The organism is Haloferax sp. S1W (assembly GCF_044593955.1).
Taxonomy (GTDB): domain Archaea; phylum Halobacteriota; class Halobacteria; order Halobacteriales; family Haloferacaceae; genus Haloferax.
In genome coordinates, this window is the sequence record NZ_CP172595.1 from 2,821,198 (window position 1) to 2,844,657 (window position 23,460).

At 56.9% G+C, this 23,460-nt stretch carries 22 protein-coding genes and 2 tRNA genes; 13 read left to right on the top strand and 11 right to left on the bottom strand.

All coding sequences use genetic code 11. The features are described 5' to 3' along the window. Nucleotides 1–61 precede the first annotated feature (61 nt). The 4 genes from ACH9L7_RS14775 to ACH9L7_RS14790 form a co-directional block, all read right to left on the bottom strand. Complete coding sequence (locus ACH9L7_RS14775) at nt 62–2,197, bottom strand: alkaline phosphatase PhoX (RefSeq protein WP_396611452.1); 2,136 nt, start codon at nt 2,195–2,197, stop codon at nt 62–64. A gap of 178 nt (nt 2,198–2,375) precedes the next feature. Then, complete coding sequence (locus ACH9L7_RS14780; RefSeq protein ID WP_396611453.1) at nt 2,376–2,789, bottom strand: hypothetical protein; 414 nt, start codon at nt 2,787–2,789, stop codon at nt 2,376–2,378. Between the two features lie 243 nt (nt 2,790–3,032). After that, nucleotides 3,033–3,257 carry a hypothetical protein gene (locus ACH9L7_RS14785; protein ID WP_396611454.1) on the bottom strand — a complete coding sequence of 75 codons (225 nt, stop codon included), beginning with the start codon at nt 3,255–3,257 and terminating at the stop codon, nt 3,033–3,035. Then, nucleotides 3,208–4,281, bottom strand: coding sequence for an aldo/keto reductase (locus ACH9L7_RS14790; protein ID WP_396611455.1), 1,074 nt, complete (start codon nt 4,279–4,281; stop codon nt 3,208–3,210). Before ACH9L7_RS14790 ends, ACH9L7_RS14785 begins: the two co-directional genes overlap by 50 nt. Nucleotides 4,282–4,489: 208 nt before the next feature. On the opposite strand from ACH9L7_RS14790, the gene ACH9L7_RS14795 reads away from it, so the two are divergent. Then, nucleotides 4,490–6,658 carry a GH32 C-terminal domain-containing protein gene (locus tag ACH9L7_RS14795; protein WP_396611456.1) on the top strand — a complete coding sequence of 723 codons (2,169 nt, stop codon included), beginning with the start codon at nt 4,490–4,492 and terminating at the stop codon, nt 6,656–6,658. A gap of 21 nt (nt 6,659–6,679) precedes the next feature. Here ACH9L7_RS14795 and ACH9L7_RS14800 read toward each other — a convergent pair whose 3' ends face one another. Then, nucleotides 6,680–7,969 carry a glycoside hydrolase family 68 protein gene (locus tag ACH9L7_RS14800; protein ID WP_396611457.1) on the bottom strand — a complete coding sequence of 430 codons (1,290 nt, stop codon included), beginning with the start codon at nt 7,967–7,969 and terminating at the stop codon, nt 6,680–6,682. A gap of 195 nt (nt 7,970–8,164) precedes the next feature. Between ACH9L7_RS14800 and ACH9L7_RS14805 the strand changes: the two genes are divergently transcribed. The 3 genes from ACH9L7_RS14805 to ACH9L7_RS14815 all read left to right on the top strand — a co-directional run bounded on the left by ACH9L7_RS14805 (nt 8,165) and on the right by ACH9L7_RS14815 (nt 9,796). Then, nucleotides 8,165–9,082, top strand: a complete 918-nt coding sequence (locus tag ACH9L7_RS14805; protein ID WP_396611458.1) for an acyltransferase — start codon at nt 8,165–8,167, stop codon at nt 9,080–9,082. 189 nt (nt 9,083–9,271) lie between these two features. Beyond that, nucleotides 9,272–9,568, top strand: a complete 297-nt coding sequence (locus ACH9L7_RS14810; protein ID WP_396611459.1) for a zinc ribbon domain-containing protein — start codon at nt 9,272–9,274, stop codon at nt 9,566–9,568. Nucleotides 9,569–9,616: 48 nt separating this feature from the next. Then, on the top strand, nt 9,617–9,796 hold the full coding sequence (locus tag ACH9L7_RS14815) for a hypothetical protein (protein WP_396611460.1): 180 nt from the start codon (nt 9,617–9,619) through the stop codon (nt 9,794–9,796). Between the two features lie 64 nt (nt 9,797–9,860). Here ACH9L7_RS14815 and ACH9L7_RS14820 read toward each other — a convergent pair. Continuing rightward, nucleotides 9,861–9,931 (bottom strand) — tRNA-Gly (locus ACH9L7_RS14820). A gap of 252 nt (nt 9,932–10,183) precedes the next feature. Between ACH9L7_RS14820 and ACH9L7_RS14825 the strand changes: the two genes are divergently transcribed. After that, nucleotides 10,184–11,014, top strand: coding sequence for an NAD+ synthase (locus ACH9L7_RS14825; protein ID WP_396611461.1), 831 nt, complete (start codon nt 10,184–10,186; stop codon nt 11,012–11,014). 48 nt (nt 11,015–11,062) lie between these two features. Here ACH9L7_RS14825 and ACH9L7_RS14830 read toward each other — a convergent pair whose 3' ends face one another. After that, nucleotides 11,063–11,758 carry an enoyl-CoA hydratase/isomerase family protein gene (locus ACH9L7_RS14830; protein WP_396611462.1) on the bottom strand — a complete coding sequence of 232 codons (696 nt, stop codon included), beginning with the start codon at nt 11,756–11,758 and terminating at the stop codon, nt 11,063–11,065. Nucleotides 11,759–11,818: 60 nt separating this feature from the next. Between ACH9L7_RS14830 and ACH9L7_RS14835 the strand changes: the two genes are divergently transcribed. After that, the gene (locus ACH9L7_RS14835) at nt 11,819–12,496 is read left to right on the top strand and encodes a hypothetical protein (RefSeq protein ID WP_396611463.1); all 678 of its coding nucleotides are present in this window, start codon (nt 11,819–11,821) and stop codon (nt 12,494–12,496) included. Nucleotides 12,497–12,574: 78 nt separating this feature from the next. Then, nucleotides 12,575–12,646 (top strand) — tRNA-Thr (locus tag ACH9L7_RS14840). Between the two features lie 300 nt (nt 12,647–12,946). On the opposite strand, the gene ACH9L7_RS14845 is transcribed toward ACH9L7_RS14840, so the two are convergent. Beyond that, entirely contained in the window at nt 12,947–13,171 is a 225-nt protein-coding gene (locus ACH9L7_RS14845) for a transcriptional regulator (RefSeq protein ID WP_396611464.1), read from the bottom strand. A 105-nt stretch (nt 13,172–13,276) separates the two neighbouring features. On the opposite strand from ACH9L7_RS14845, the gene ACH9L7_RS14850 reads away from it, so the two are divergent. Next, nucleotides 13,277–14,200, top strand: coding sequence for a DNA adenine methylase (locus ACH9L7_RS14850; protein ID WP_396611465.1), 924 nt, complete (start codon nt 13,277–13,279; stop codon nt 14,198–14,200). Between the two features lie 4 nt (nt 14,201–14,204). Here the strand turns inward: ACH9L7_RS14850 and ACH9L7_RS14855 are convergent, their stop codons facing one another. Next, nucleotides 14,205–15,188, bottom strand: coding sequence for a DpnII family type II restriction endonuclease (locus ACH9L7_RS14855; RefSeq protein ID WP_396611466.1), 984 nt, complete (start codon nt 15,186–15,188; stop codon nt 14,205–14,207). Next, nucleotides 15,185–16,258, bottom strand: coding sequence for a hypothetical protein (locus tag ACH9L7_RS14860; RefSeq protein ID WP_396611467.1), 1,074 nt, complete (start codon nt 16,256–16,258; stop codon nt 15,185–15,187). The genes ACH9L7_RS14855 and ACH9L7_RS14860 overlap by 4 nt, the downstream gene beginning before the upstream one ends. Before the next feature lie 507 nt (nt 16,259–16,765). On the opposite strand from ACH9L7_RS14860, the gene ACH9L7_RS14865 reads away from it, so the two are divergent. The 5 genes from ACH9L7_RS14865 (at nt 16,766) to ACH9L7_RS14885 (ending at nt 21,542) form a co-directional block, all read left to right on the top strand. Beyond that, the gene (locus ACH9L7_RS14865; RefSeq protein WP_396611468.1) at nt 16,766–17,131 is read left to right on the top strand and encodes a hypothetical protein; all 366 of its coding nucleotides are present in this window, start codon (nt 16,766–16,768) and stop codon (nt 17,129–17,131) included. Nucleotides 17,132–17,216: 85 nt separating this feature from the next. Next, a complete protein-coding gene (locus tag ACH9L7_RS14870; protein WP_396611469.1) occupies nt 17,217–18,878 on the top strand; it encodes a hypothetical protein in 1,662 nt (553 codons plus the stop codon). Between the two features lie 955 nt (nt 18,879–19,833). After that, on the top strand, nt 19,834–20,283 hold the full coding sequence (locus tag ACH9L7_RS14875) for a hypothetical protein (RefSeq protein WP_396611470.1): 450 nt from the start codon (nt 19,834–19,836) through the stop codon (nt 20,281–20,283). Beyond that, nucleotides 20,276–20,923, top strand: a complete 648-nt coding sequence (locus tag ACH9L7_RS14880; protein ID WP_396611471.1) for a TIR domain-containing protein — start codon at nt 20,276–20,278, stop codon at nt 20,921–20,923. The genes ACH9L7_RS14875 and ACH9L7_RS14880 overlap by 8 nt, the downstream gene beginning before the upstream one ends. A gap of 28 nt (nt 20,924–20,951) precedes the next feature. Continuing rightward, nucleotides 20,952–21,542 carry a hypothetical protein gene (locus tag ACH9L7_RS14885; RefSeq protein ID WP_396611472.1) on the top strand — a complete coding sequence of 197 codons (591 nt, stop codon included), beginning with the start codon at nt 20,952–20,954 and terminating at the stop codon, nt 21,540–21,542. Between the two features lie 620 nt (nt 21,543–22,162). On the opposite strand, the gene ACH9L7_RS14890 is transcribed toward ACH9L7_RS14885, so the two are convergent. After that, a complete protein-coding gene (locus tag ACH9L7_RS14890) occupies nt 22,163–23,434 on the bottom strand; it encodes a hypothetical protein (protein ID WP_396611473.1) in 1,272 nt (423 codons plus the stop codon). Nucleotides 23,435–23,460: the final 26 nt, after the last annotated feature.

Genomic DNA, 23,460 nt, shown 5'->3' on the forward strand with positions numbered 1-23,460 from the left:
CGAAGATGTCTCCCAAGATACAAAAAATGTGTCGCAGAACGTGCGCGAACGTCGATGACGACTACAGGAACTGCCCTTGACCGCGTCCACGGCCGGGGTTGTCCTCGTCGTGGCCATCGGGGTCGTTGCCGTGGCCGCGGTCGTGGTCTTCGCCGTCTTCATCGTCGTCGTGGCCTCGGTCCTCTTCGGGTGTGTAGACGTACAGGCAGTCGTTCTTGTACGACCGGCCGAACTGGTCGGCGTCTTCACAGCAGAGGACGCGGCCGTCGTCCAGCACGGAGACGTTGTCGACGTTGATGAGCGCGTCGTCGGCGATATCGGCGGGGTCGCTGGCGTCGGGGCCGACGATGACGGGTTCGAGCGTCGAGACGTTGTAGTCGGCTTCGAGTTCGGCCCGGTAGACGACGCCACCGTCTACGCGCTCTAGTTGGAGGTCGCCGCGTTCGTTCGACATGTCGTCGTTGAGTTCCGAGACGCCGAAGTAGACGTAGTCGCCGGGGGCTGCGCCCTCGACGCTGTCGATACCTTCAGCCTTGTTGAACTCGATGGTCGCACCGATTTCCTTTGCGGCCGCGCGGGTCTCGATGAAGGGAACGCGACGCAGTTCCTCGTCGACTTTGTTGGGGCCGCGGGTTTCGTACTGCTCGGCCCACTCGACGATTTCCTCGTCGGTCACGTAGTCGCGGTTACCGCCTTCGACGACCGCCTTGTCGGCCGCTTCGAGGATTTCGGGCGTAACCTCGTCGCCTTCCTCCCAGTCGGTGTGGCTTTCGAGGTAGTCGACCTGTGTGATGTCGTCGTAGTCGGCAATCCACGACTCGACTTCGGCGTTGCTCGCGTGACCGAGTTCGACCCACTCGATTTCGAGGTCCACGTCGGCCGGTGGGCGTTCGACCGCAGCGTCTCGATTCGTCACGTACGGGGCATAGAGCGTCCCGGCGACGTTCATCGGGTCGTCGTAACTCGGAACCGGCCTGTCGGCGACGAACTTGTAGATGCCCTTGCTGTCGCCGTCGGACGCGAGGTAGACCGTCCGCTCGTCTGTCTGCACATCGGGGCACTCCCACGCGGCGCGACCCATCACGTAGTACTTGACGGGGTTCGGCGTCTCGGCGGCCGGTTCACGGAAGTCGACGATGTAGCCGTAGCGGTACGGGTTCGGATACACGTCGCCGATAGGCGTCAGGTCATTTCCGTCGCCGGACTGACCGACCGGGTCCGCGCCGAGGTAGTACGCGAGGAGTTCGACGCCGGCAATCGCCCAGTAGCCGTGGACGTACCACGATTCGTCGTAGTACTCGTCGACGGCGCTCTGAATCTCCGTCGGATTGGGTCGGTTCCAGAACTCGTGTGCACCGCGGAGTCCCTTCCCGGTTCCCTGCTCGACGATATCGCCGACTGTGGCGGTCAGCGAGACGCGCGGATGCCCGTAGTTCTCCTCGGCGGAGAGCATCGTGTTCCACGGACTGCGGTCGCCGTAACAGTTGATTCGGGTGCCACCGAGTTCGCGGAGTGCGTCGGTGTTGGCGAGATTGAGTGCGTTTTCGAGGTCGGCCTCCCACTCGCCGTCTTCGGTCTGACTGAGCGGAATCCGAGAGATGTTCCCCGGGCTCGCCTCCCAGTTGGTAAAGAGGTAGCCCTCGGTTCCGTCGTCATTCGTGGGGACGAACTGGTTACAGTCGGGCGTGTAGCCCGCGTCGGCGTACTGCGACCCGTCGAAATTCTCGCTCGTGATGTTCGTTCCGTCGGGCGTCTGCGGGACGCCGAGCAGTTCTGACCCACCGTTAATCGGGTCGCGTTCGCGGCCCAACAACTCGTAGTTGCCCGCGGCGGAGCGAACTGCTCGCCGCTCCTCGTTCGTCTCCGGCGTCGATAGCTCCTCGAATTCGTTCTCGCCGTCGAACGAGAATTTGAACCCCGAGAAGTATCCGATACCCGCCTTGTCGTACGGTGCCGGATTGTCACGGTCTGGGTGCTGCAGACTGTACAGGAGCGTTCCATCGCCGAAGACACACGGACCGGTCACCTCGGCACCGAACGCGGTCGTCGAAAACCGCGTCAACTCCCCCCGAACGAGCGGTGCGCGCGGTGAATCCGGGTCCTCTGGTTCCGTCGCTGTTCCAACACCGGCCACGCTCGCCCCCAGCGCAGCAGCGACCGATGTCGCCATGAGATTTCGTCGAGTGAACTCAACCATGCGAGTGTGTGCTCTCAATCACTTCCTGTTTAATTTTATAATTTATGGCCTTAGAAATATTGTTCCCCTCGGAACAGTCTGTGGAGTATATACTGCTCAGTACGTTTTTGTAGCAAACAGGGTCGAAAATCATCGCGCCCGACGCCCGGTAATCCAGTCGAATCTCACGCCGACTGTGTTAGTTCGCGTCGTTAGTCACCGGTTGGCCGTTGTGTTGGCGTTCCGCAACCCCCTCACGAATCTCCTGTGCTCGCCGTCGGACGGCCGCGATGTAGCGCTCGATTCGCGCCCGCTTTTTCCCGTAGAACGACGCGACCCAGTTTTTGTCCGTGTACGGTTGGGTCAGGAAGTACGCCGCCAGCGTGTCTCTGCCCGCTTGGATGACTTCCGGCGGGACGCCTCGTTCGCCCGTCCCGGCCTCGACGAATCCGTTGACATCGAAGTACACGTCCGCGTAGAGCGTAGCGAGTTCTGGGTCGTCGAACTCGATTCCCTCGTGTTCGGGGGCTTCGAATCGGTATCGTCTCTCGCCGGTCTCGGGGACCCGGTATTCGACGATTCGAACGCCGAGGACGTACTCTCTGTACAACATCTCCGAGTCACCTTCGGTGGTTGCACCAAATTTCGACATGGCTTGGAGGGGTCCGTCACCGGCGCACTGACGGCGCGCCGAAGCGGCCTTGCCCCCAGCGTTCGCTCCCGACCGTGTAGTAGATTTATAAGTCGAGTATATATCTCAATAGAGATGTCAGCGATTCTTCCCATCTAACGGGTAGCTGACACTCTCCGTGTTATCCGTTATCCGTCAGCCGAGACGGGTGAAAGTCGCTCTCGGTCAGCGCCCGCGGAGTACGTACCCGGCGACACCGAAGACGCCCGTAAAGAGCGTGATGGCGACCCACCCGGTGGCGTCGTCGCCGCGTTTTCGTGCGTTGAGGCGGACCAGCCACGCCAGCACGGCGTGGGCGACCACGGTGAGTCCGAGGAACGTTCGGAGGGTCACGGTCTCGTCAGGCTTCGTTGCGAGCGCCTTCGGCCACGCGCTTGTCGAGGCCCGCATCGCGGATGTCGTCACCGCCGACCGACGAGCGGAGTGCGTCCATGCCGTCGAATCGGTCGATGCCGAAGTTGTCCTCGTAGAGGTCGGCGACGCGCTGCATCTCCTCGTCGCTGAGTTTCGGCACGTCGGAGGCGGCGGCCCATTCGGTGATGTCGTCTTTCGTGCGGAACGTCGGCGTAACCGAGGCCGTTGCGTCGAACCCGAGGAGGAAGGCGATAGAGGCCTGTGCCATACTTCTCTCGCCGTCGCGTTCGAGGAACCGCAGTTCTTCGAGTTTCTCCCACCCGGTCTCGTACCACTCGTCGGGCCGGAAGCCACGGTGGTCGCCGCTCCCGAGTTCCGTCTCGGGGCGGACCTGCTCGTTCAGGAGGCCCGAAGAGTGCGGGACGCGGGCGATGAGACTCGTCGAAGAGCCGGTCTCTTCGATGGTGTCGAGGAAGTGGTTGCCAACGTCCTGTTCGAACGCGTTCCAGACGATTTGGAGGGCGTCGAACTCCTCTTCGATGGCCATGTCGCCTTCGGCCAACCAGCCGATGGAGGGGCCGAGCGCCCAGCCAGTCGCCTTGATGAGGCCCTCTTCTTTCAGTTCGTCGAGGGCTTCGAGCACGTCGGGTGTGACCTCGTCCACGTTCGCGTTGTGGAGTTGCAGCAGGTCGACGTACTCCATGTCGAGGCGTTCGAGGCTCTTTTCGGTCGCCTCGCGGACCCACTCGCCGGTAATCTCCTTCGGGAGTTCGCCGTGACCGGCCTGTGGGTGGTTGTAGAAGTCGTAGCCGATTTTGGTGGCGACGGTGACTTCGTCGCGGTAGTCAGCCAGCGCCTCGCCGACGACCTCCTCGGAGTGGCCATGACCGTACACGTCCCCGGTGTCGAAGAACGTGATTCCCTGGTCGATGGCGTGGTGAATCATCTCGATGGAGTCTTCGTCCGAGCGGTCGCCCCACCAGTCGGTCCCGACGACCCACGCACCGAAGCCGACCTCGCTGACTTCGATTCCGGAGGTGCCGAGTTCGCGGTAGTGCATGAGCGGCCCTTCGTATTCCGGTGACTTATTGGGTGTGTTTTGGTCCCGGAGAGAGCGGACCGAACCACACGCTCCTCGCCGTTCGACGAGTTTCTCACCTCGCCGTTCGACGACTACACCGCCGTGCAGTGTCTCGTTTGTGTCCAACTTTGCAGTTTGCCGCACGAATCCGCAGATTCATGACTGTTCCCAACGAAGCACGGCGACGATGGACGAACTTCCGGTCCGGGTCGTGTTCCTCTCTGCGAGCGACCCCACCGACGAACAGCGCGTGGCGCGCGACTGGGTCGCCGAGACGGTCACGTCGGTCGAGACCGTCTCGCTCGAAGCGGTCGCGGCCGGCGACGTCGAACTCGACGCGTTCGACGCCGTCTGGTGGCACTCCGACCGCCGCCTCACCGACGAACACCGCGCACTCGCGGCCCGGTGTGCCGACGCTATCGACGAGTTCCTGACCGACGGCGGCGGCCTGTTGCTGACGCTGCACGCGCTCACCGCGGTCGATTCACTCGGTATCGACTCGGTCGCGCCCGACGCCGTCGGTGCCGAGACTTCGCCGCATCCGACTGGACTCCTCACCAAGTCGATTCACGCGGACCACCCGTTGTTCGAGGGCTTCGATACGCTCGGTGTCCACCTCCAACCACCGGAGTCGCCGCGTCCGGTCGCCCGGTACGAACACATCCTCCCCGCCGACGGACAGATTCTCGCCAGTACGCTCCACGGCGACGACTTCCTCGTCGCGCTCAAAACGGCCATCGAGTGGCGACGTGGGTCGGGGCGGGTCTACGGCATCGGCGCCGAAGTGTCGTTCCTCTCGCATCACGGCCACGACTTCGAGGCGATGGGTGCAAACGAACACCTCCTCCGGAACGCGCTCGCGCTCCTCGGCAGCGATAGTCGTCGCCGCCCCACGTTCACGGACCGCCCGACAGACACCGAGGGGTTCGAAGCGATGCGGGAGCGACTCGGCGACGACCACCATCGCCCCCGGTACCACTTCGCTGGCCCGGCCCACTGGGTCAACGACCCCAACGGACTCATCCAGTACCGCGGAACCTACCACCTCTTCTACCAGTACAATCCGGGTGGCCCGTTCCACGGGACGATTCACTGGGGCCACGCCGTGAGCGACGACTTGGTCAACTGGCGCGACGAACCCGTCGCACTCGCCCCCGACGTCGACGGCCCGGACCGCGATGGCTGTTGGTCGGGCTGCGCCGTCGTCGATGACGAGGGCATGCCGACGATTCTCTATACGGGTGGCCGCGACCACCACCAACTCCCGTGTCTGGCGACGTCCGACGACCCGATGCTCCGCACGTGGGACAAACACGACGACAACCCCATCATCGACACCGCACCCGCCGATATCGACATCCTCGGAACCGACGACTGGGCGGCGGAGTTCCGCGACCACGCCGTCTGGAAGGACGGCGACGGCTGGTACCAACTCGTCGGGTCCGCAATCTCTCACGAGGGTGGCGTCGCGCTCCTGTACCGGTCGTCTGACCTCCGCGAGTGGGAGTTCGTCGGCCCGCTTCTCGCCGGGACGGAGGGCCACGGTACGGTGTGGGAGTGCCCCGAACTGCTCGCCTTCAACGACTACGACGTGTTGCACGTCTCGAACTACGACGACGTCCGGTACTTCGTCGGTCACGCTGACCTCGCAACGCCCACCTTCGACGTCGAATCCGAGGGTCTCCTCGACTACGGCGACTTCTACGCGCCGCAGTCGACAGTCGACGACCGCGGACGGACGCTGACGTGGGGGTGGATCAAAGAGACCCGCGGCGTCGAGTCGCAGTGGGAGGCGGGGTGGTCCGGTCTCATGTCGCTTCCGCGGGAACTCACGGTCGACGAGACGGGCACGCTCCGACAGCGCCCGGCGTCGGAACTGACGTCGCTTCGCGACCGCCACCTGACGGTCGACGACTGTTCGCTCGCCGACGGCGACCGCACCGAACTGGACCTCTCGGGCAACGCCTTCGAACTCGTCTTCGACGTCGCAGTCGACGACACGGCTACCTTCGAACTCGGTCTCTTCGAGTCGCCGGCGCGGTCCGAACGGACCGCCGTCCGCTACGACGGTGAACGAGTTACGGTCGACCGCAAGGAGAGTAGCCACCGCCACGACGTCGACAGAGACTCGCGGTCGATGCCCGTCGAGGGAACATCGCTGTCGCTCCGCGTCTTCGTCGACTGCTCGGTGGTCGAACTGTTCGCAAACGACCGGCGCGTACTCACGACGCGTGTCTACCCGTCTCGCGCCGACGCCGACGGCGTCTCACTGGCCGCGAGTGGCGGCGACGTAGCGGTGACACAGTTCGACGCGTGGGAACTCGAGGCGGCGTTCGAGGCCCGCCGCCGAGAGTAAGCCGCGACGGGCGTCGCGCGGTCAGTAGTAACCGTCACCACCGTCGTCACCGTCTCGCTCCCACCAGAGCGACGGGAGCGGTTCTCGCGGAAGCGGGAGGTGGCCGTGGTCGAGTGTGCCGACGACGTCCGTCTCGTCGCCGTCGAGGGCGAGACGAGCTGTCGGTGCGAGCGTCCCGCCGAACCGACGCATCTGCTCGGTAGGCGAGAGGAGCGACACGTCGTCGAGACTCGGGCGGTCGTAGTCGTAGTAGTTGAAGAAGGACGTCGCCAGCAGTTCGTCACCGTGGTCGTAGACGAGCCACGAGTACGCCTGAAACGGCGCACCGGCGGGGTTCGTAAGCACCATCCCGTGGCCGTTCAACGGGTCGTAGTCTCCCCGAAGGTCGTCGGCGACGAACCCGTAGAGGGCGTCGTACCCCTCCAGTTCGGGTGCGAAGGTGTGGACGTGACTGGAAATAAAGAGATAGTAGGTGCCGTCGCGGACCACGAGGTGCGGGCGTTCGAGTTCCTGATTGACGCAGACGGCGTCGAGGAGGGGCGGACATAGTTCGAAGTCGGTCGGGTCGCCAGTCGGCGAGTGGGCGATGCCGATGCTCCCGTTGAACTCCTCCCAGACAGGGTCGTCGCACTCGCCGGCACCCTCGGCGACGGGTGTGTTGGCCTCGAAGAGCAGGTACGTCTCGCCCGACTGCGGGTCCTCGAAGAACCACGGGTCACGGAAGGTGTATATCATCCCGCGAGACTGGTCTTCGCGTTCGTACCAGTCGCCGTCGGGCGTGAGGAGGATTTGGTGGTCCCACGCCCCTTCGATTTTGAGGTCGTCGCCGTCGACGGTGACTGACCCACCGGTTGCGAGGGCGATACGCTGAGTGTAGGTCAGTTCCTCGCTCTCGTCTTCGCCAGCGGCAGTGTAGTAGACGTACACCTCGCCGTCGTCGCCGTCGGGGTCGTACATGGCGGACCCGGCCCACTGGCGCTGTCCGAGGGCGCCGCCGTCGAAGACGGTGCCACCAGTGGTCCACGTCTCACCGTCTTCGGAGTAGAAATACCGGAGGGTGGCGACGTCGTGTCGCTTCCCCGGGAGGAGTTCCGAGGGCGACGTGAGCGCGAAGATGACGCGCTTGCCGTCTATCTCCGCGACCGACCCGTCACGGTTTCGGAGGAGCCACGTGTCCCAGAGGTGCAGGTCGTCGTCGATACGTTCTTCGGGCGGGTAGATGACGGGTGTGACGTTCGAATCGTCGCGCTGGAGTCCAGAAGCGTGGACCCTCGTCCACGCTGGTGTGTCTCGCTCGAACTCTTCACTCATGAATGGAGTAACATTCTCCCGTATGTTATGTCTCACCATTCCCGTGAGCCGCACGGATATCGGGAAATAGACACTATCGAGGGTGTTGCGTTGTCCCCAGAATTGGCCGAAAGCAGCGAATATTGCCCGTACGACGGCTGTCGCGGCTGCTGCACAACCGAACCCCTATGAACGTTGGATGACAACGAGACGGTGATGACGAAGGTCCAGGTTTCGCTTCCGGATGACGCCGAAGATGGTCTACAGGCCTTCATCGACGACGTAGACGAGCGCCTGTCTTCTTCGGAAGATACGTGTCAGGTCGTCAAAGACACCCTCATCGACCTCTTCGGCGACCGGGAAGCGTGGGAGCGCTGGCAGAGTGGGAAGCCGGTATCGCCGGCGACGCGGGTTCGGTTACAGGGGTACGACCCGTGTAACGCGACGCTCGAAGCGGAATACTACGCCGAGAAAGACGAGGAGACGTTCAAGCGCTCCAAGCACCTGCAGTGGCTCTGGCGACAGTTCGATGCCACTCCGATGGCCGACAACGTCGATTTCGCCCTTCGATTCCGACAGATGCTCGCCAACCACCTCTTCGAGGAGGCCGGTGACAACCTCCGCATCTTCAAGGGCGTCACGTTCTCGTACGGTCACAACATCACTGTCGGCGACAACACGGTCATCCACGACGACGTGCACCTCGACGACCGGGGCAAACTCACTATCGGTGACCGGGTCTCTATTTCTGACGGCGTCCACATCTACAGCCACGCCCACGACGTGGTCGACCAAACGGAAGTTCGAAACTACCACACGAAGATTGGCGACGACGTTCGGCTCACCTACGACGCGATGGTGAACGCCGGGAACCACGTCGGCGAGAACGCCATCGTCGGCGCACGGGCCATCGTCAAAAGCGACGTGCCCGCCCACCACATCGTGGTCGGTGCGCCCGCCAAGAGCGTGAAGATCAAACCCGGATTCGAAGACGTTGCGGAACCTCTCGAAGCGGGCGGCGAGCGCCGTGCCGACGAACGAGAGATTCCCTACGACCTGCCTGACGACCTCGATACGTTCGACGAGTTTGACCGGATGCTCGGTGGCCCAGTGAAGCCTCACCGCTCCGAGTAACCTACCTTCTCTGTCGGTGTTCCCATCCAAACCGCGTGTACTGACACCCTCGATTAAACCAATGGTCTGTCGGCGAGAATGTCGAGCAGCCAACGGTTGTTTTACAATTTAGTTCGTTGCCTGACGGAACGACAGTAATGACACCTGACCGAAGGACCGATATAGCATGCTAACGTAGGTCAAGGTGTGATGGACGTCTGGGGCTGGATCGTCATCTACGCGCTCGGGTTGACCATCCTCCAGCTGCTGGTCTATCGCTACCTCGTCGATGGTGGCGAACCGACCGTGGGTGACAGCGGCGCTCGCAACTCCGACCACGCGGACCAGTACGTACATCCTGAGATAGCGGTTCCGTTCGACGAGCGTTCGAGCGTCGGTGTCCAGCGGACACCAACCGGCGAGCGAATCTGTCCCAACTGTGGCGCAGAGAACGAGCCGGATGCGACGTTCGAACTCTGTTGGAATTGTACTCGCCGCCTTCGGTGACGGGCGGCGGCCGAGTCCGTTTTACACCCCTCGGCCGTAGCGAGAACTATGGACGAAGACACGGACCTTCACGACGATCTCGATGCACTCGCGTGTGACATCGAGCGGGCGATTCTCGAATTCGACGCCGCGCTCGAACGCCACGCCCAAGTCCAGCAGCGCGTCCGCGAGCCTGTCTTCCGCTCCGAGACGACGACGATTGACGACGTGCAGGACCTGTTTTTCTGACCGCTTCTTTGTCCCTCGTCTGAATTACGGAGCTTCGGCTCTTCGTCTGGTTCCGTTCAGAAGATGCGCCGACCGGGAATTGAACCCGGGCTCCGAGCTTGGGAAGCTCGTGTCCTACCACTGGACCATCGGCGCTCATTGCATCCGCCCCGGGGCTGACTTCACTTCGTTCAGTCACCCATCGGCGCTCACTTCGTTCGCCCCGTGCGTTGTCTCACTGCGCTCGACAACACATCGGCGCGCTTCGCTCCGAAGCAAAAATCCGTAGACGACGGGGGCACTTGAACGTAGCGTTTCACCGGGTTGTCGGTGGCACGGAACTGGACACCCGTCCATTGTCTTCGCATGACGAGTGGCTATTTGGCCTCCGAGTGCTAATCGGGGTCCATGACTGATGTCGACGTTCTCTCGGAGGACGCACCGCTCGACCTCCGCTTTTCAGACACCGAACTCGAAGCACACCGCGACCACATTACCTCGTTCATCCGCGACACCGTCGATGCTGCGGGTGCTGACGGTGCTGTTCTCGGCCTCTCTGGCGGTATCGACTCGACGCTCACTGCCTTCCTCGCGGTCGAAGCACTCGGTGAGGACGGCCTGCACGGACTCATCATGCCGAGCGTGGCGAACGCTGAAGACATGATGAGCGACGCCGAGGCCGTCGCCGAAATGCTCGGTATCACCTACGACGTGGTCGAGGTCCAACCTATCGCCGAGAAGTTCTTCGACACCTTCCCCGAGGCCGCGAACGACCGGACGGCCGCCGGGAACATCTACGTCCGCACGCGGGGCATCCTCAACTACTTCGTCGCGAACCACGAGAACCGCATCGTCCTCGGGACGGGCAACCGCTCGGAGGCGCTGACGGGCTACTTCACCAAGTATGGCGACCAGGCGGTCGACTGCAACCCCATCGGAAACCTCTACAAACAGCAGGTCCGCCAGCTTGCGGCACACGTCGGCGTCCCCGAAGACCTCGTCATGCAGACGCCCTCGGCCGAGATGTGGAGCGGACAAACCGACGAAGCCGAACTGGGGCTGACCTACGACGTTCTCGACGCGATTCTCGCACTGCACATCGACGGCCCCCTGTCGAAGGCAGCGACCGTCCGGCACCTCGACGTGACCGAAGAGCAAACCGACCGCGTCGTCGAACTGTACGAAGGGAGCGCTCACAAGCGGTCGATGCCACCAGCACCCGACGCGCTCGACCGCTGAACGACCGGACCGGCCGGACCAGTCGGACCGCTTTCTGACTGGATGCGGCTATTCGTCCCGTGATGCTGCGATGTCGTCCACGTTCGCTTCGTGGAGCGTGGCGAACGCCTCCGCTTCAGCGGCGAGACGGTCAGAGTCGCTTCCGCGGTCCCGGAGTCGCGCTTTGATGATTCGGAGGGACTGGTGGTCGTTTTCGGCCATCGCCTCGGCGACTTCTCGAGGGTCGTCGACGATTCGGGAGACAAGTCCCATCTGAAGTGCCTCCTCGGCGTCGACGACGCGGCCGGAGAGCGAGAGTTCCAGCGCGTGGCCCTCGCCGACGATTCGCGGCAAGCGAACGGTCCCGCCCCACGCACCGAACAGACCGATTCTGACGCCCGGTTCGCCGAGCGTCGCCCGCGGTGTCGCAACGCGAACGTCGCATGCGAGTGCGAGTTCGACCCCGCCGCCGCGGGCAGCCCCGTCGATTCCGGCGACGACCACCGACTCACTCGCTTCGATGGTGTCGGCGACGCGCTGGCCGAGTTTTGCGAACGATTTGGGGTCCCCAAGGTCGGCGACGCTGTCGAGGTCGGCCCCGGCGCAGAAGGCCGGCCCACCCCCGCGAAGGAGAACGACCGGTGCGTCCGCACTCTCGATTGCGGCTTCGAGGTCTTCGAGGTCTGTCGGTCTGAGTGCGTTTCGTCGCCCTGGTCGGTCGATGGTCACGACGCGCAGGTCGCCGTCGTCCGCCGTCTGTATCATACCAGCGTTGTGCCGTGGTTTTCCAAAGGTCTTTGGCCTCCCAACCGTAACCCTCGGCCGATGGACAACGCCGTGCGAGCCCGTGAGGCTGCGCGTGAGGCCCTCTCGGATATCGAACCCGACGCCCTCCGTGCGGCGCTGGACGAGCGCCTCGACACCGCCTCGATGACGCCGGCGGTGCTCACCTTCGTGAGCGGGCGGGCCGTCGAACCGAACGTCGACCTGAACGGTATGGCCGAACGTGCCGCCGGAGTGCAACTCATCTACGAGGGGCTTCGACTCACCCGTCAGCTCTCCCACGAAGAGCCGTGGGTCACGCTCGATACGACGGACGACGACACTGACGCCGACCTCGATATCCTCGCGGCCGACGTGCTCGTTTCGCGCGGGTTCTACCTGCTCGCCCGGACCGAGGCGGCCGACCACGCCGTCGAGACAGTTCGTGCCTTCGGGCGCGACCAGACGCGGCTTCGCTCGGCACCCGAGACGGAGCGCCAGTCACTCGACAGCAATCTCGAAGTCAACATCTGTACGCTCGCCGTCGTCGCCGGAACGACCGCAGTCGGGTCGCCACCACCGACGGCACTCGTCGAGTACGCAGCGGAGTTGGCGACGCGACACGACGGAGAGTTCCCGTCGGCGGCTGAGACAGTCTCTGAAACGACCGTCGACCGTATTGCGGCGCTGTATCGCGGTGGCTCGGGCGACGACCCAGTCACCTCGACAGCCGACCGCTAATCGACATACGCTACCATGGTTCCGGGCCGATTCAAATCGAAACCCCTAAAGACAAACCCGGACAACGAAGGAATGCGTGCCTGGGTAGCTTAGCGGTAAAGCGCGTCCTTGGTAAGGACGAGAGCCCGGGTTCAAATCCCGGCCTAGGCTTGCTTCTTCGAAGCAAATTGTAATTCGTAGACAGTGGTCCTCTAGCATAAGTTTTCCGCCGATTAGAGTTAAGAAGGACACCCGTTATTCGGCCTGTTTTGCCGGTGGATTGGCCTGTGAAAGGACACCCGCGTGCGCAACCACCTCGCGCGGGACACGGTTTTTGAGAAATGACGGTGAAACGCGGGAACGCCAACTCAGACAAGGAAGCAAAGACATAGGGCGAACCCCCGGCTGTCGAGAATAGTTTGTGAGACTCAGTTGGAGGGTGATTTGTGCTGAGTAGGTGTCTATCGAGTGCTAGATTTCCTGCCAGACAAAACTCCCGCCGACTTCCTGCTTTTTGAGGTTGCCTCGTTCCTCCAACTCGTGTAACCTCCGGTACGCCAAGTCGTAGGAACACCCAACCTTCTTTGCGACTTTTGAGGTTGTTGCCACCTCAAGTTCGCTGACTGCCTGCAGAAATGACTCAACAGGATACTCCTTCCTGTATCGTCCAGTGTCTTTGTCGCGGTCGGGGGCCACTGTCTGTGGATTGTGTATTCTACTCTTAATATGACTCGGAACAACCGCCTTTCAAGATTGATTGAACGGGAAGTTTATCAGTCATGACGGGGCTACACGAGAGTAATGGCAAAACCAGTTCTCAAGTGGGCGGGCGGAAAGAGACAACTCTTAGACGAATTATACGCCCGGTTCCCAGAGAACTACGAACACTATCATGAGCCATTCTTCGGCGGTGGCGCTCTGTTCTTTGACATTGAGCCAGTGGACGGGACTATCAACGACACTAATCCCCGGCTCGTCAACTTCTACGAGCAGGTGCGCGACAACCCAGAAGAATTGATTACCCTCCTACGGTCCTACGAACACCCAGAATCGGAAGTAGACCGTAGCCGCGACTACGCAGAGAAGAACCACAAAGATAGAGAGATTAAGAATTATTTCTACCAGCAAAGAGCCCTGTTCAACAAGCGACCGTATACTGATGAGTTTGACCCGATAGAGGAAGCAGCCTTGCTTCTGTATCTGAATCGGACCTGCTACAACGGGCTCTATCGTGAGAATGGAAAGGGTGGATTCAACGTTCCCATTGGCCGTTACTCTAACCCGGATTGGGTGCAGGCAGAACGTATTAGAGAGGTCAGTCAAGTTCTGGAGAATACGGAGATATTCAATCGGGACTTCGAGTACGTGACCGAGTACGCTGGAGAGGGTGATTTGGTCTATTTCGACCCACCGTATGAACCAATGAGCCCCACGGCTTACTTCACCGATTACAGTGCAGACGGATTCGGTAAAGAAGACCAGAAGCGTCTACTTGAGACTGCGCAGGAACTCGATGAGAACGGCGTGTACGTGATTCTGAGCAATAGTGGGGTTATGTACGAGATGTACGAAGAAGCCGGGTTCTCGGTTGAGATTGAAGGCGCAACGAGGGCAATCAATAGTGACGCCGACAACCGTGACGAAGTCGAGGAAATCATTGCGACCAATGTTCCACAAGAGGGGCGCAGAGGTCAAAAGCAGCAGAGGATAGGGGATTTTAGTTAACTTGTCAAAAGAAATCTGATATTCCGGATTGGCCTTCGCCTTCGTCTTTCTTTCTAGTACTCGTTCGCGTAATATCGACACTACTGAGGTCTGTTCCGTAATAATTTCCTAAGAGTCTGGGGAACTCGTTTGACAGCATTTGGTAGTTATAAAAGTCGATGAAGTCTTCGTATGCTCTCTTTACTCCTGCCTTCATATCTTTCCAGCCGCTCCCATCAGTGACCCAGATATATTCTATTCCCGACTCTCTCACCAATTTTCCCGTTTCAATATATCCACGAACAATCTCTGATGGCTTGCTACCCGTGCTGGTGTACGAGTTTAACTCAAAAACCACGTCAGGCTCACCATCTCGAATGAAGGCAAAATCGACTCTTTTGTGCTTGTTGTCATTTTCACCGTAGTAGATGCTGTACTCCTTTTTCAGTTCAACGTCAATTCCGGATTCTTGGATTTCTCTTTCTAACGTAGACAAGACTGGTTTAACTGCTTCTGAGAATTTGGCCCCTTGCCTCCCCTTTCTTGCATCGCTCTCGAAGCCCACCGAAACCCCCCGAACATACGAGTCTAAATCCGAGATTGATGAAAGCAAGTCGTATAGACCAATCTCGCAGAGAACTCCAGCGATTTCGTCAGCAGCGTTCTGACTTCCATTTTCTATCCTCTCTGCGTATCTCTTGAAATCCCAAGAACCTTCAACCGCAACGAAGGGGCCATTTCTCTCGCTAACTAGTTCAAACAGGAGTGTTAGAAGCCGCTCAGTCCGGTGATATTGAACTAATGTTTTTGAAACGTCTTCTCTAAGAACCTCTTCTGACTGGAGACTCAACTGTTCTATCTTATGAAGTTCCCTCTGGTGTTCTCCAATGTGATTATCTATCCCCTCCCAATCGACGAACCCAGAAATCGGAATTGAAGACGGAGATAGCGATTCAATAAACTCCTTGACAAATTCTTGGGTTGGCTTGTCGGCTTCTCTTAACGTCACTGTTTGGACCCCTCGGTATAGTCTACCTTTTCGACCTGCTCTAAGAACCGCTCAGAGATGTATCCGTCAAACGTACTCGTGAAGCCAGGTGCATAGACATAGATTTCAATTTGTCCTGCCTCTTCACCGAGTCGGTCGTGAAGCCACATGAGATACCGCTTTACTTGAAGTGCAGCCCCTTTTCCGGCCTTACGAATCTTCAGTTCGAGAATTGTGTTCGGAATCGTCCCGTCCTGAATCGTATCCCCACTGAAGTAACATACGTCGGCTTGGTCTAAGTTCGAAGGCTTGAACGGAGAGATTGGCACTTGGCGACAGATAGTCGCTCCTTCTGGTCGCATATGCTCCGGTAGGAGTTCGGGGTTCGCAATCAACGACGCCTCAAGATGTGCTTCTGGGTGTGCTTCTTCTGATGAATCAACGCCGTATTCAGGCGAGAACGGGATGGGGTCGCCTTGCAACTCTACTGGTTCGTCGCTAACAGGCTCAATCTCACCTTCGTGCTCGTTCTCCAGTAGGTTGAGAAGGATGTCTGTCTCTGCAGGTGTGATTGTACAGAACCCCATGCCTGCAATACTGTTAGAAGGTAGTGGGTACGGGTACTCCCCGAGTTCGAAATAGAGCTGGTCAGAGATGATGTAACGCCCTGCCATGTCCTGATTGTCCTCAAATTGTATCAGGAAAGGTTGGCATTTCTCGCCGCGCTCACCCCCTGCGTCAAAGACACCGGGCTCGTCAGTCTCTCCGTACTTGTCACGAGACGATTCGTCCCACACAAGCGGTGCGTCTGCCTCTCGTCCTAATGGGCTCTTTTTTCCGTTTATGTAGAAGGCCCCATGTTCGTCAGAACCGACGATTTGCCCGCCATAGTAGATTTCCCGGTCGAGGAAGAAGAAGACGTGTTTACCTTCCCGGGTGGAGGCGTAGTCTGCGAGAGTCTTGTAGTGGGCACTCTGGGATGATGGCTCCCCTTCCTGGGGAGTCATGTGTTGGCCGTACACCCCCTGTTCAAGGTACAATTTGAGGGTGTCCTTGTCGTATAATGTGATGAAGAGACCGCCTTTGTCCATGCCCGCGACAAGACAGGATGTTTACAAAAGTTGCCTTTAAAGACTAGTTGAATGGGCGACACTCTCTCAAAAGCGTGAACCCGAGTGGAATTGGTGAGAAGGGTGCTTCTAGGCTGCCATGTTAATTTCGACAGCAATATTACTTTTAGAAATTTCATATGAGTCTGTTTGTAAGGGATTAATTCAGTGAGTTAAGAGGAAATGTGGCTGGTAAAACATTAATCCAAAACCGTAAACCAAAATTAGTTAATGAAGGGTCAATAAAATATAAATGTCTGCGTCCCCTCTATCTAAGGGAGAACAACTCGTCTTCTTTGGCTCAGGTCTTTTCTCGATTTTCCCACTAGACGCCTCATTTTGCCACCTAACACAGCCATGTGTATTGCTGTCTGTGTGTGCGCGGGTAAGCAAGCCGTCAGTCAGGGTGAGCAGTTCTCGCAACGTTGAGGCACTGCTCTGTTGAGTACGGGTTCTGTGACCAGAGAGCGATTCTTCCCCTTCTGAATCATGAACGCTAAACTCTCGACTGATTTCGAGTATGTTGAATCGATTGAAAACAAAGCCGCTGAAGACCCGCGTCGTGAGCCTCACGAGAAAGAGACGGCTGCGCATGCTACGGGAGACGCAGATTACTTCTCGATTACGTCTTTCAAGAAGGTTATTTTCGCCCGTCTTCTCACCCACCCCGACTTTGAGATTGAGCACATTAACATTCTGGACAGTGACCACAATGAGCGGACCGTGCAGTCACTCGAAGAAGCAACTCAAGACTCAGTTACCGCAATAATTGGGGTCACGGGAAAACTCCCAATTGGAACTTGGCTCATTGGAGTCGCCCGGAATAGCAACAGCCACGCTGACATTGTGAAGTAGGCCTCTCACGGAGCCAACACTCGTTTTTGATGCTAGTGAAGACCGCGAGCAAGTTGCTCGCTGTTTGTACTTAACCACCTCAATTATGACAACTAAAGCCGACAGTACCAACTCTACGAATAGCTCGACGACTACGACTGTCCCGGACTGGGAGCATCTGCCATGTGTTCAGTACGGATTTAAAGATGGCAAGGGGCCAACCCGTGCCCCAAAACTTCGCACAATCTTTGAGCCCACCCCTGAAGGGACTGCAACAGTAAGCCCCGTATACCTCGTAACTCAGGGACAGTACGAACGCCAGGAGCGACTTGATAGCGGTTACGAGGTCAAGGGAGATACCACATCGATAGCCACCGAATTACAAGACGAATGTGAGGACAACGACCGGGTTCTCTATCCTGTCCACATCGAGAGCGACGTGTACCACGACGAAGGCCCGAGAACTCTCATCCAGTGGTTCCGTGAGTTCGTAGAACAGTATCTTGACGTCCCGTTCAACACCTGCACACTGTTTTTCTCTGGGAACCGGTCGATTCACGTCCACGTTCCTCGATTCGTGTCGGGAGAGAGCGACCGGAAACAACTCAAGAGCATAGCAGAGAGGTTCTGCGACGAAACAGGGGCTGAATTGGATTGTGGCCTATACTACGCCAAACGGATGTTTCGGCTCCCTGGCGTTGAACATGGAAAAACTGGACTACGAAAAGTCGAAATCGAACCGAAATGGGACCACAGTCGTATCTTCCGAGAGTCAAACAAACCCAGCCCTGGACTCCCCAGTTCTTACGCTGACCTACTACAGCAGATATTCGCATCTCAAGAGTCGCTGACGGTGGGTACTGTCCAAACACCGCTTGACAATCCTCAGGACTTGTTTCGTGTCCTCGACAGTGACAAGACAGTGTTGGAGCTTGTTCGGGAAGGACAAGAAATTGAAACACCACTCATTGAGCAAGAAGAGTACCCCGAAAACACGGCGGCTGCACCAAAGTGGTTGCAGTACAATGCAAAGGAGTTCTCCCCTTACGCGCTCGCAAGCGGGAACAAGCGGAGCGTTGCGGTTCTCAAAGTGAAGGGTAGTCCATTCGCTCGCAAGGAGGTTCGAGGTGGGGCGTCGCTTGTTCCAGCGTACTTCTATGGTGCGCGTGGGTGCGCTGGTGCTGAGTTCACCAAAGACCGTGAACACGCTCCTCTCCAACTTTCAGACCGTGATTATGAGAAGTGGGATTACGAAGAGGGCGACCATGTTGTTATCATCGGCGGCCAGAGCCGGAATTCTCGCATCTTCCCCGTTGGCTCGTGGCCTGCGATAGTTGTCGGCCATGCTCTCACTGGGGAAGACGGAAGCCGAGAGGACGCCCTCGCTCACCTAGAGAGCGAAGGTTACGATATTGGTGCAGAGGGTGAGAGTGGCAAGCCGTCAAATACGCCAAGTTACCAAAAGCGGGAACCGAACGTTGCGGAACAGAGTGGGCTTGTCTCTACTCACGCTCAGAGTGCCACAACCCCCGCTGCCCGACTCCAAAGGCAGGCAGAGAAAAAGGGAATCGAGACTTTATCACACAACGAACGGGGTCGAGTCGCTTGCCGGCTGCTTAAATGGGGATGGGAACCCGCTTGGGAGTGGTTCAACGACCAGTACGGGTCTGCGTTCAAACCTGACGTGACTTGGGAGCAGTTCAAGAACATCGTTGAATCGTATTCGGACTACGGGCACGTCGAGGTTCCACCAAAGCCACACAGATAACAGAGGCCGTCTGATACCCGGGTTCAGATTCCAAGAAAACCGGTCTTCTGAGTGTAGATATGCCGACGCTGGCATTGATTCGACTCATACCTCTTGGTCTCCTCGGAGCCGCTTTGTGGCCTTACAGAGGCAACCAGTTCTTTAGAGGTCAAGGAGTCTCTTTCACTCCTATCGGCGCACTCTATCTCTGTCTGAAGAGAAGGGGCCTTGTTCACTCCCGGTTGAACCCATCCTCATTGACCGGTCCCTGAGAAGCCCCCTTGTGTACTACCTGGTTTCTCTTGCACCCGGTTGTTGTATTAGTAATAGGCCACACACCCACTATGTTATGTTGCAAGAATCGGCAGAAAGCGGCTGGTTTGATGATGGGCCATCCTTGTGGAGTATATAAACAAAACAACCATGGGATTTGAGCCCAGGAGAGCGATTTCTATCCCGGTACGATGTTTCCCTCTCCGTTGGCATCTAAGACTCAGCAGCATTTTTGAGAGGCTGGAAAATCCTCAATCTGACAGGAGCAAATCCCTAATGGCCGTAGTAAAATCGACAAAATTTCTCGCGGCGGGTTACGTTGCTTGAACACCTAGCCTTTTTCTGGTGTTCTAACCGGCGTGTTCCTCTGTTCCTGCGTGGGAGCGCCCTGTTGTGTGATACAGTCCCCGATAGAACTTCCCGGCGCAGTCCTTTCCATAGGAAGGATTGCGGCGTCTCTGGGGGAATGTCGGTTTAGACTACTCTATTCAAACCCAAGAACCGATATCTGACGGGAATCTCTACTTTCACTCTGCTTGATTAATCTTCTTATTGCTGGCACTGGAATCACGTTTTATGCAGACATACGCAGTCGGTCCTGGTTTCAACGAGTCCGGGAAGGAGTCCGGTGTTAGAGAATAGATGGTACCCAAGTTCAAGCGAGACAATTGGAGAGTTAACCAGGGTGAGGAGGTCGCTACAATTGGCTGACGGCGACGAACCGGTACCGGAAGAGCACATGTACCAAGAGTTCGAGATGATTCAGAACATAATCGACCGGCAGGCGTCAAACTCATTCAAAATCAAAGGGTGGACCGTCACTTTGGTCGTAGTTGCGCTTCTCTTCCGTACCAGCAACTTTCAGCTATTTGGTGCTGTGCTCCCTCTCATCGGGTTCTGGGGACTAGACGCTTTCTACCTCCGACAAGAGTGCAAGTACCGAGAACTCTACAACTGGGTCCGTCTCAACCGGCCAGACTCACGCGAACACCTCTTCGACCTCGACGCCTCCCGTTTCGACGACGAAATAAAGCCATTTACTAGGATGATGTTTTCAACGACACTCGTCCTCTTTTACGGGATGATTGCACTCCTACTCATTGGGTTCAGCATTGTGACTATTCAGACCAACGGAGGTCTCACCCTTGGCTAGACGAGTCTTCTTCAGTTACCACTTCCAGCGTGACGTCTGGAGGGCGAACCAAGTTCGGAATAGTTGGGTAACCCACCCGGACAGGGAAGCTGCTGGCTTCTTCGACGCTGCCGAACAGGAAGAGGCCAAACGGCAAACTAAGAAGGCAATTGAGAACTGGATAGACGGACAACTCGGACATACGTCGGTCACTGCTGTCCTCATTGGTGAGGAAACAGCGGAGCGTCAGTACGTCCAATACGAAGTCGAACAGAGCATCAAGCGTGGGAATGCGTTACTCGGCATTCGCATTGATTCGTTAAAGAATAGATACGGAAATCGAGGGACCCGCGGTGAAAACCCATTAGACCACTACTACGTGGACACTGAGTCTGGTGAAGTCAAACTGTCGAGCATCTTTCCTACGTACCGCTGGAAGGAGGACTACGGCAAACAGAACATGTCAGAGTGGGTCGAAGAGGCCGTTGAGAGTCGGTCAGCGATACCCGCCGAAAAGCGAGATACGTTGAAACATAACCCAGACAAAAAGAGCCTTGCAACGCAATTAATTGAGGGCGGTGTGGTCGTTGGTGGAGCTATCCTCTTGGCTCGTGGAGTAAAGGAAGTTGGAGACGCTCTTCGTCAAAATCAATTCCGGTGATTCACTTGCATAATTGGTGGCTCTGAAGATGTCTGCACAAGGTGACCGGTTTCGTAAATCTCTCCAAGACATCTCTGATGAAGATTGGATATTATCTGCCTCGGTAGTACTTGTCCTATTAGCGTTCTTAGTTTCCGGATTCAGTTACTACTTCATTGACCAAGCGATGACGCTCTTCTTCTACGCGGTTCTCGTCCGAATCTGGACGCAGATGGGTTCTGGCCTCCCGATGTCGTCCAAGCGGGACATTGCTCATCTTGAGTTCATGGTAAACGCTATCGGCGCAGTGGTGATCGGGTATACCTTGGAGTGGAGTGTGGCGTGGGTTACAGGCGATATGGTTGCGGTCCAGTCTTTGGCGCTTGCAGCAGTCATCAGTCGAGTTTACATTAACATGCGAGATGACAATGTGGGATCACTCAAGGATATTATCCGCTATGACCAGACGGTCGATAGATACCTCGTCCTTGTCCCGTCTGCCGTTGCGTTTTCGGCCCCGGTGCTCGTCCACCAGCTCGACATCTACTCGATTCGCTTTAACACTCCAAAGATGTTCTTTGGCCTGGTTGTTGGAAGCGTTCTCTTTGGGTTGGTGTTGTACAACTACGAGAAGGACTAACACCATGTTTTGGAGGTGAACGGACTCTGTTTTTGGGTATACACAAACTTCACTCTACGAATGGGTGCGCCAGTAGCAGTCCTTTATTAGAATCTCTTCTCTAACGGGTTGAATTTATACTAAATTGACCCCTGATTAGGTATATGTCCTATCGGGGCAATCCTCTTGCATGACGCAATTGCGAAACTCGGTCCAACCCTTGACCGTCGTTGAAGCATTTGACTTCCTGAGTAGACTGGAGCCCAAAGACCGGATTTACTTCGCAGCCGGACAGAATGTCGATTACACGACTCGGGGGCAGCCCTGCACTGTCAACGAAGTCACGACGGTTGAACGCGCTAACAGCACTCAAATTACTGTCGAGGTGAGAACCTTCCATGGTGCAAAGTACCAGTTAGAAGTGAGCAACCCCGGCGACCGGACCTGGTCGTACCGCATTGACGGTGGAGGGAACCGCGATTCGTGTGGTGAACTTCGAGAGCTGGAGATTTCGGGATTCAGATACGGTACTCGTGACTGAACTCAATTACTACGACCGTCTATCCTAATAAAGAGCATAATCCATACGACGGATTGCGTGAGCTACTTCCAAATGGGTTGCACCTTGTGTGCGGAAACGGCTACTGTTCTATGTCAATGAACTCCATCAAAGTATCCATAGACCTGTTGTCAAGCCAGATGAGGAACCTCTTGTCCACGATATCTAATCTTCTAGCATCTGAATTATAGTCCAGTATTATTGGCTCAATATTCTTGTCGTTCTGAAGAGGTACTACTCTTCCAAGGGATTGAGTGAGGTGACCTTGGTTGACATTATCGACCTCTGGATGGCTATGCTCAATCTCTTCCAGAATATCCCTCATATGTTTTCCAGACTTGAGTTCGTCTATATCCGTAGTGATAAGCGAGTACAGTATCCACTTATATAGCTCATAGTCTGTCTTTCTAAACCCGCTTGAAAATTCCCTCAGGAACCCTCGATAAGTCGCGTCCTGCTCGGACATCACGTCATCAATTAGTTCGTCAACCGACTTGGTGGGGGACACTTCCGTGGTGTTTGGTTGCTTAGAGGTGATATCATTATTCCAACAGACTCTCAAACATATTTCTTGAAGAACATATACGCTCTCGTAGCACTTACTGACTAATTCGGATTTGAATTGCTCATCGAATTTAATATTCAGGAGACGTTCTCCTTTTTCTATTACACCTTTCAACTCGCCGCGCTCCCACGAGTCAGCATCCACCGATACGACTCTTCCTCCTAGGTCTCCACTATACAGAATGAGTCGATTCTCCTCTAGCCACACCCCGACAATAATAAATGTAATGTCAGTTTGTTGGTGAATGGCCTTCAATCGTCCAGCGAAGTTCTTTTGTACATCTATTGGCAGGTAATGGAAATCTTCAAGTACTATATATTTATCAAAATCTGTTTTATTTATTGCTTCAACTATGTCGTTTATATCACTCGGGTCTAATTCCAGCGGCTTCGTCTGCGTCTCATCTTTGTATCCTTCCTGCATCTCGCCTTCTACCCCACCTCCGCCGATACCGGGAATTTTACTGGTTAATTTGGCCTTCAGTTTATTATGGCCAGATTGGGTCTCTTTGTTTAATACCTCTGTTCTATACCCTACCTTCTTGAGTATCTGTTCTTGGAGGTTAACAAGAGAAGTATCGAACTGGCATATTATCTCGGCCATTTCATCGTCCTCAAGGCAATGGCTTCGAAGACACGTTTTCCCCTGTTTACTACCGCCGTGAATTACAACGTGCTTATCTCTTCTCAGATTCTTCAAAAATTGGTCATCCACATACTCCCTCTCAACATAATTTTTAGGCTCATTTCTCTGAGTTCCAAAAACGTCTGAGACCCGAATATCTGACATGTCACAATCACATGTAGGAGTGTATA

Bases quoted from the DNA above. Each gene is read 5' to 3' on its own strand.
- ACH9L7_RS14775 (WP_396611452.1), bottom strand. From the start codon at position 2,197: ATGGTTGAGTTCACTCGACGAAATCTCATGGCGACATCGGTCGCTGCT.
- ACH9L7_RS14780 (WP_396611453.1), bottom strand. From the start codon at position 2,789: ATGTTGTACAGAGAGTACGTCCTCGGCGTTCGAATCGTCGAATACCGG.
- ACH9L7_RS14785 (WP_396611454.1), bottom strand. From the start codon at position 3,257: ATGCGGGCCTCGACAAGCGCGTGGCCGAAGGCGCTCGCAACGAAGCCT.
- ACH9L7_RS14790 (WP_396611455.1), bottom strand. From the start codon at position 4,281: ATGCACTACCGCGAACTCGGCACCTCCGGAATCGAAGTCAGCGAGGTC.
- ACH9L7_RS14795 (WP_396611456.1), top strand. From the start codon at position 4,490: ATGGACGAACTTCCGGTCCGGGTCGTGTTCCTCTCTGCGAGCGACCCC.
- ACH9L7_RS14800 (WP_396611457.1), bottom strand. From the start codon at position 7,969: ATGAGTGAAGAGTTCGAGCGAGACACACCAGCGTGGACGAGGGTCCAC.
- ACH9L7_RS14805 (WP_396611458.1), top strand. From the start codon at position 8,165: ATGACGAAGGTCCAGGTTTCGCTTCCGGATGACGCCGAAGATGGTCTA.
- ACH9L7_RS14810 (WP_396611459.1), top strand. From the start codon at position 9,272: ATGGACGTCTGGGGCTGGATCGTCATCTACGCGCTCGGGTTGACCATC.
- ACH9L7_RS14815 (WP_396611460.1), top strand. From the start codon at position 9,617: ATGGACGAAGACACGGACCTTCACGACGATCTCGATGCACTCGCGTGT.
- ACH9L7_RS14825 (WP_396611461.1), top strand. From the start codon at position 10,184: ATGACTGATGTCGACGTTCTCTCGGAGGACGCACCGCTCGACCTCCGC.
- ACH9L7_RS14830 (WP_396611462.1), bottom strand. From the start codon at position 11,758: ATGATACAGACGGCGGACGACGGCGACCTGCGCGTCGTGACCATCGAC.
- ACH9L7_RS14835 (WP_396611463.1), top strand. From the start codon at position 11,819: ATGGACAACGCCGTGCGAGCCCGTGAGGCTGCGCGTGAGGCCCTCTCG.
- ACH9L7_RS14850 (WP_396611465.1), top strand. From the start codon at position 13,277: ATGGCAAAACCAGTTCTCAAGTGGGCGGGCGGAAAGAGACAACTCTTA.
- ACH9L7_RS14860 (WP_396611467.1), bottom strand. From the start codon at position 16,258: ATGGACAAAGGCGGTCTCTTCATCACATTATACGACAAGGACACCCTC.
- ACH9L7_RS14865 (WP_396611468.1), top strand. From the start codon at position 16,766: ATGAACGCTAAACTCTCGACTGATTTCGAGTATGTTGAATCGATTGAA.
- ACH9L7_RS14870 (WP_396611469.1), top strand. From the start codon at position 17,217: ATGACAACTAAAGCCGACAGTACCAACTCTACGAATAGCTCGACGACT.
- ACH9L7_RS14885 (WP_396611472.1), top strand. From the start codon at position 20,952: ATGTCTGCACAAGGTGACCGGTTTCGTAAATCTCTCCAAGACATCTCT.
- ACH9L7_RS14890 (WP_396611473.1), bottom strand. From the start codon at position 23,434: ATGTCAGATATTCGGGTCTCAGACGTTTTTGGAACTCAGAGAAATGAG.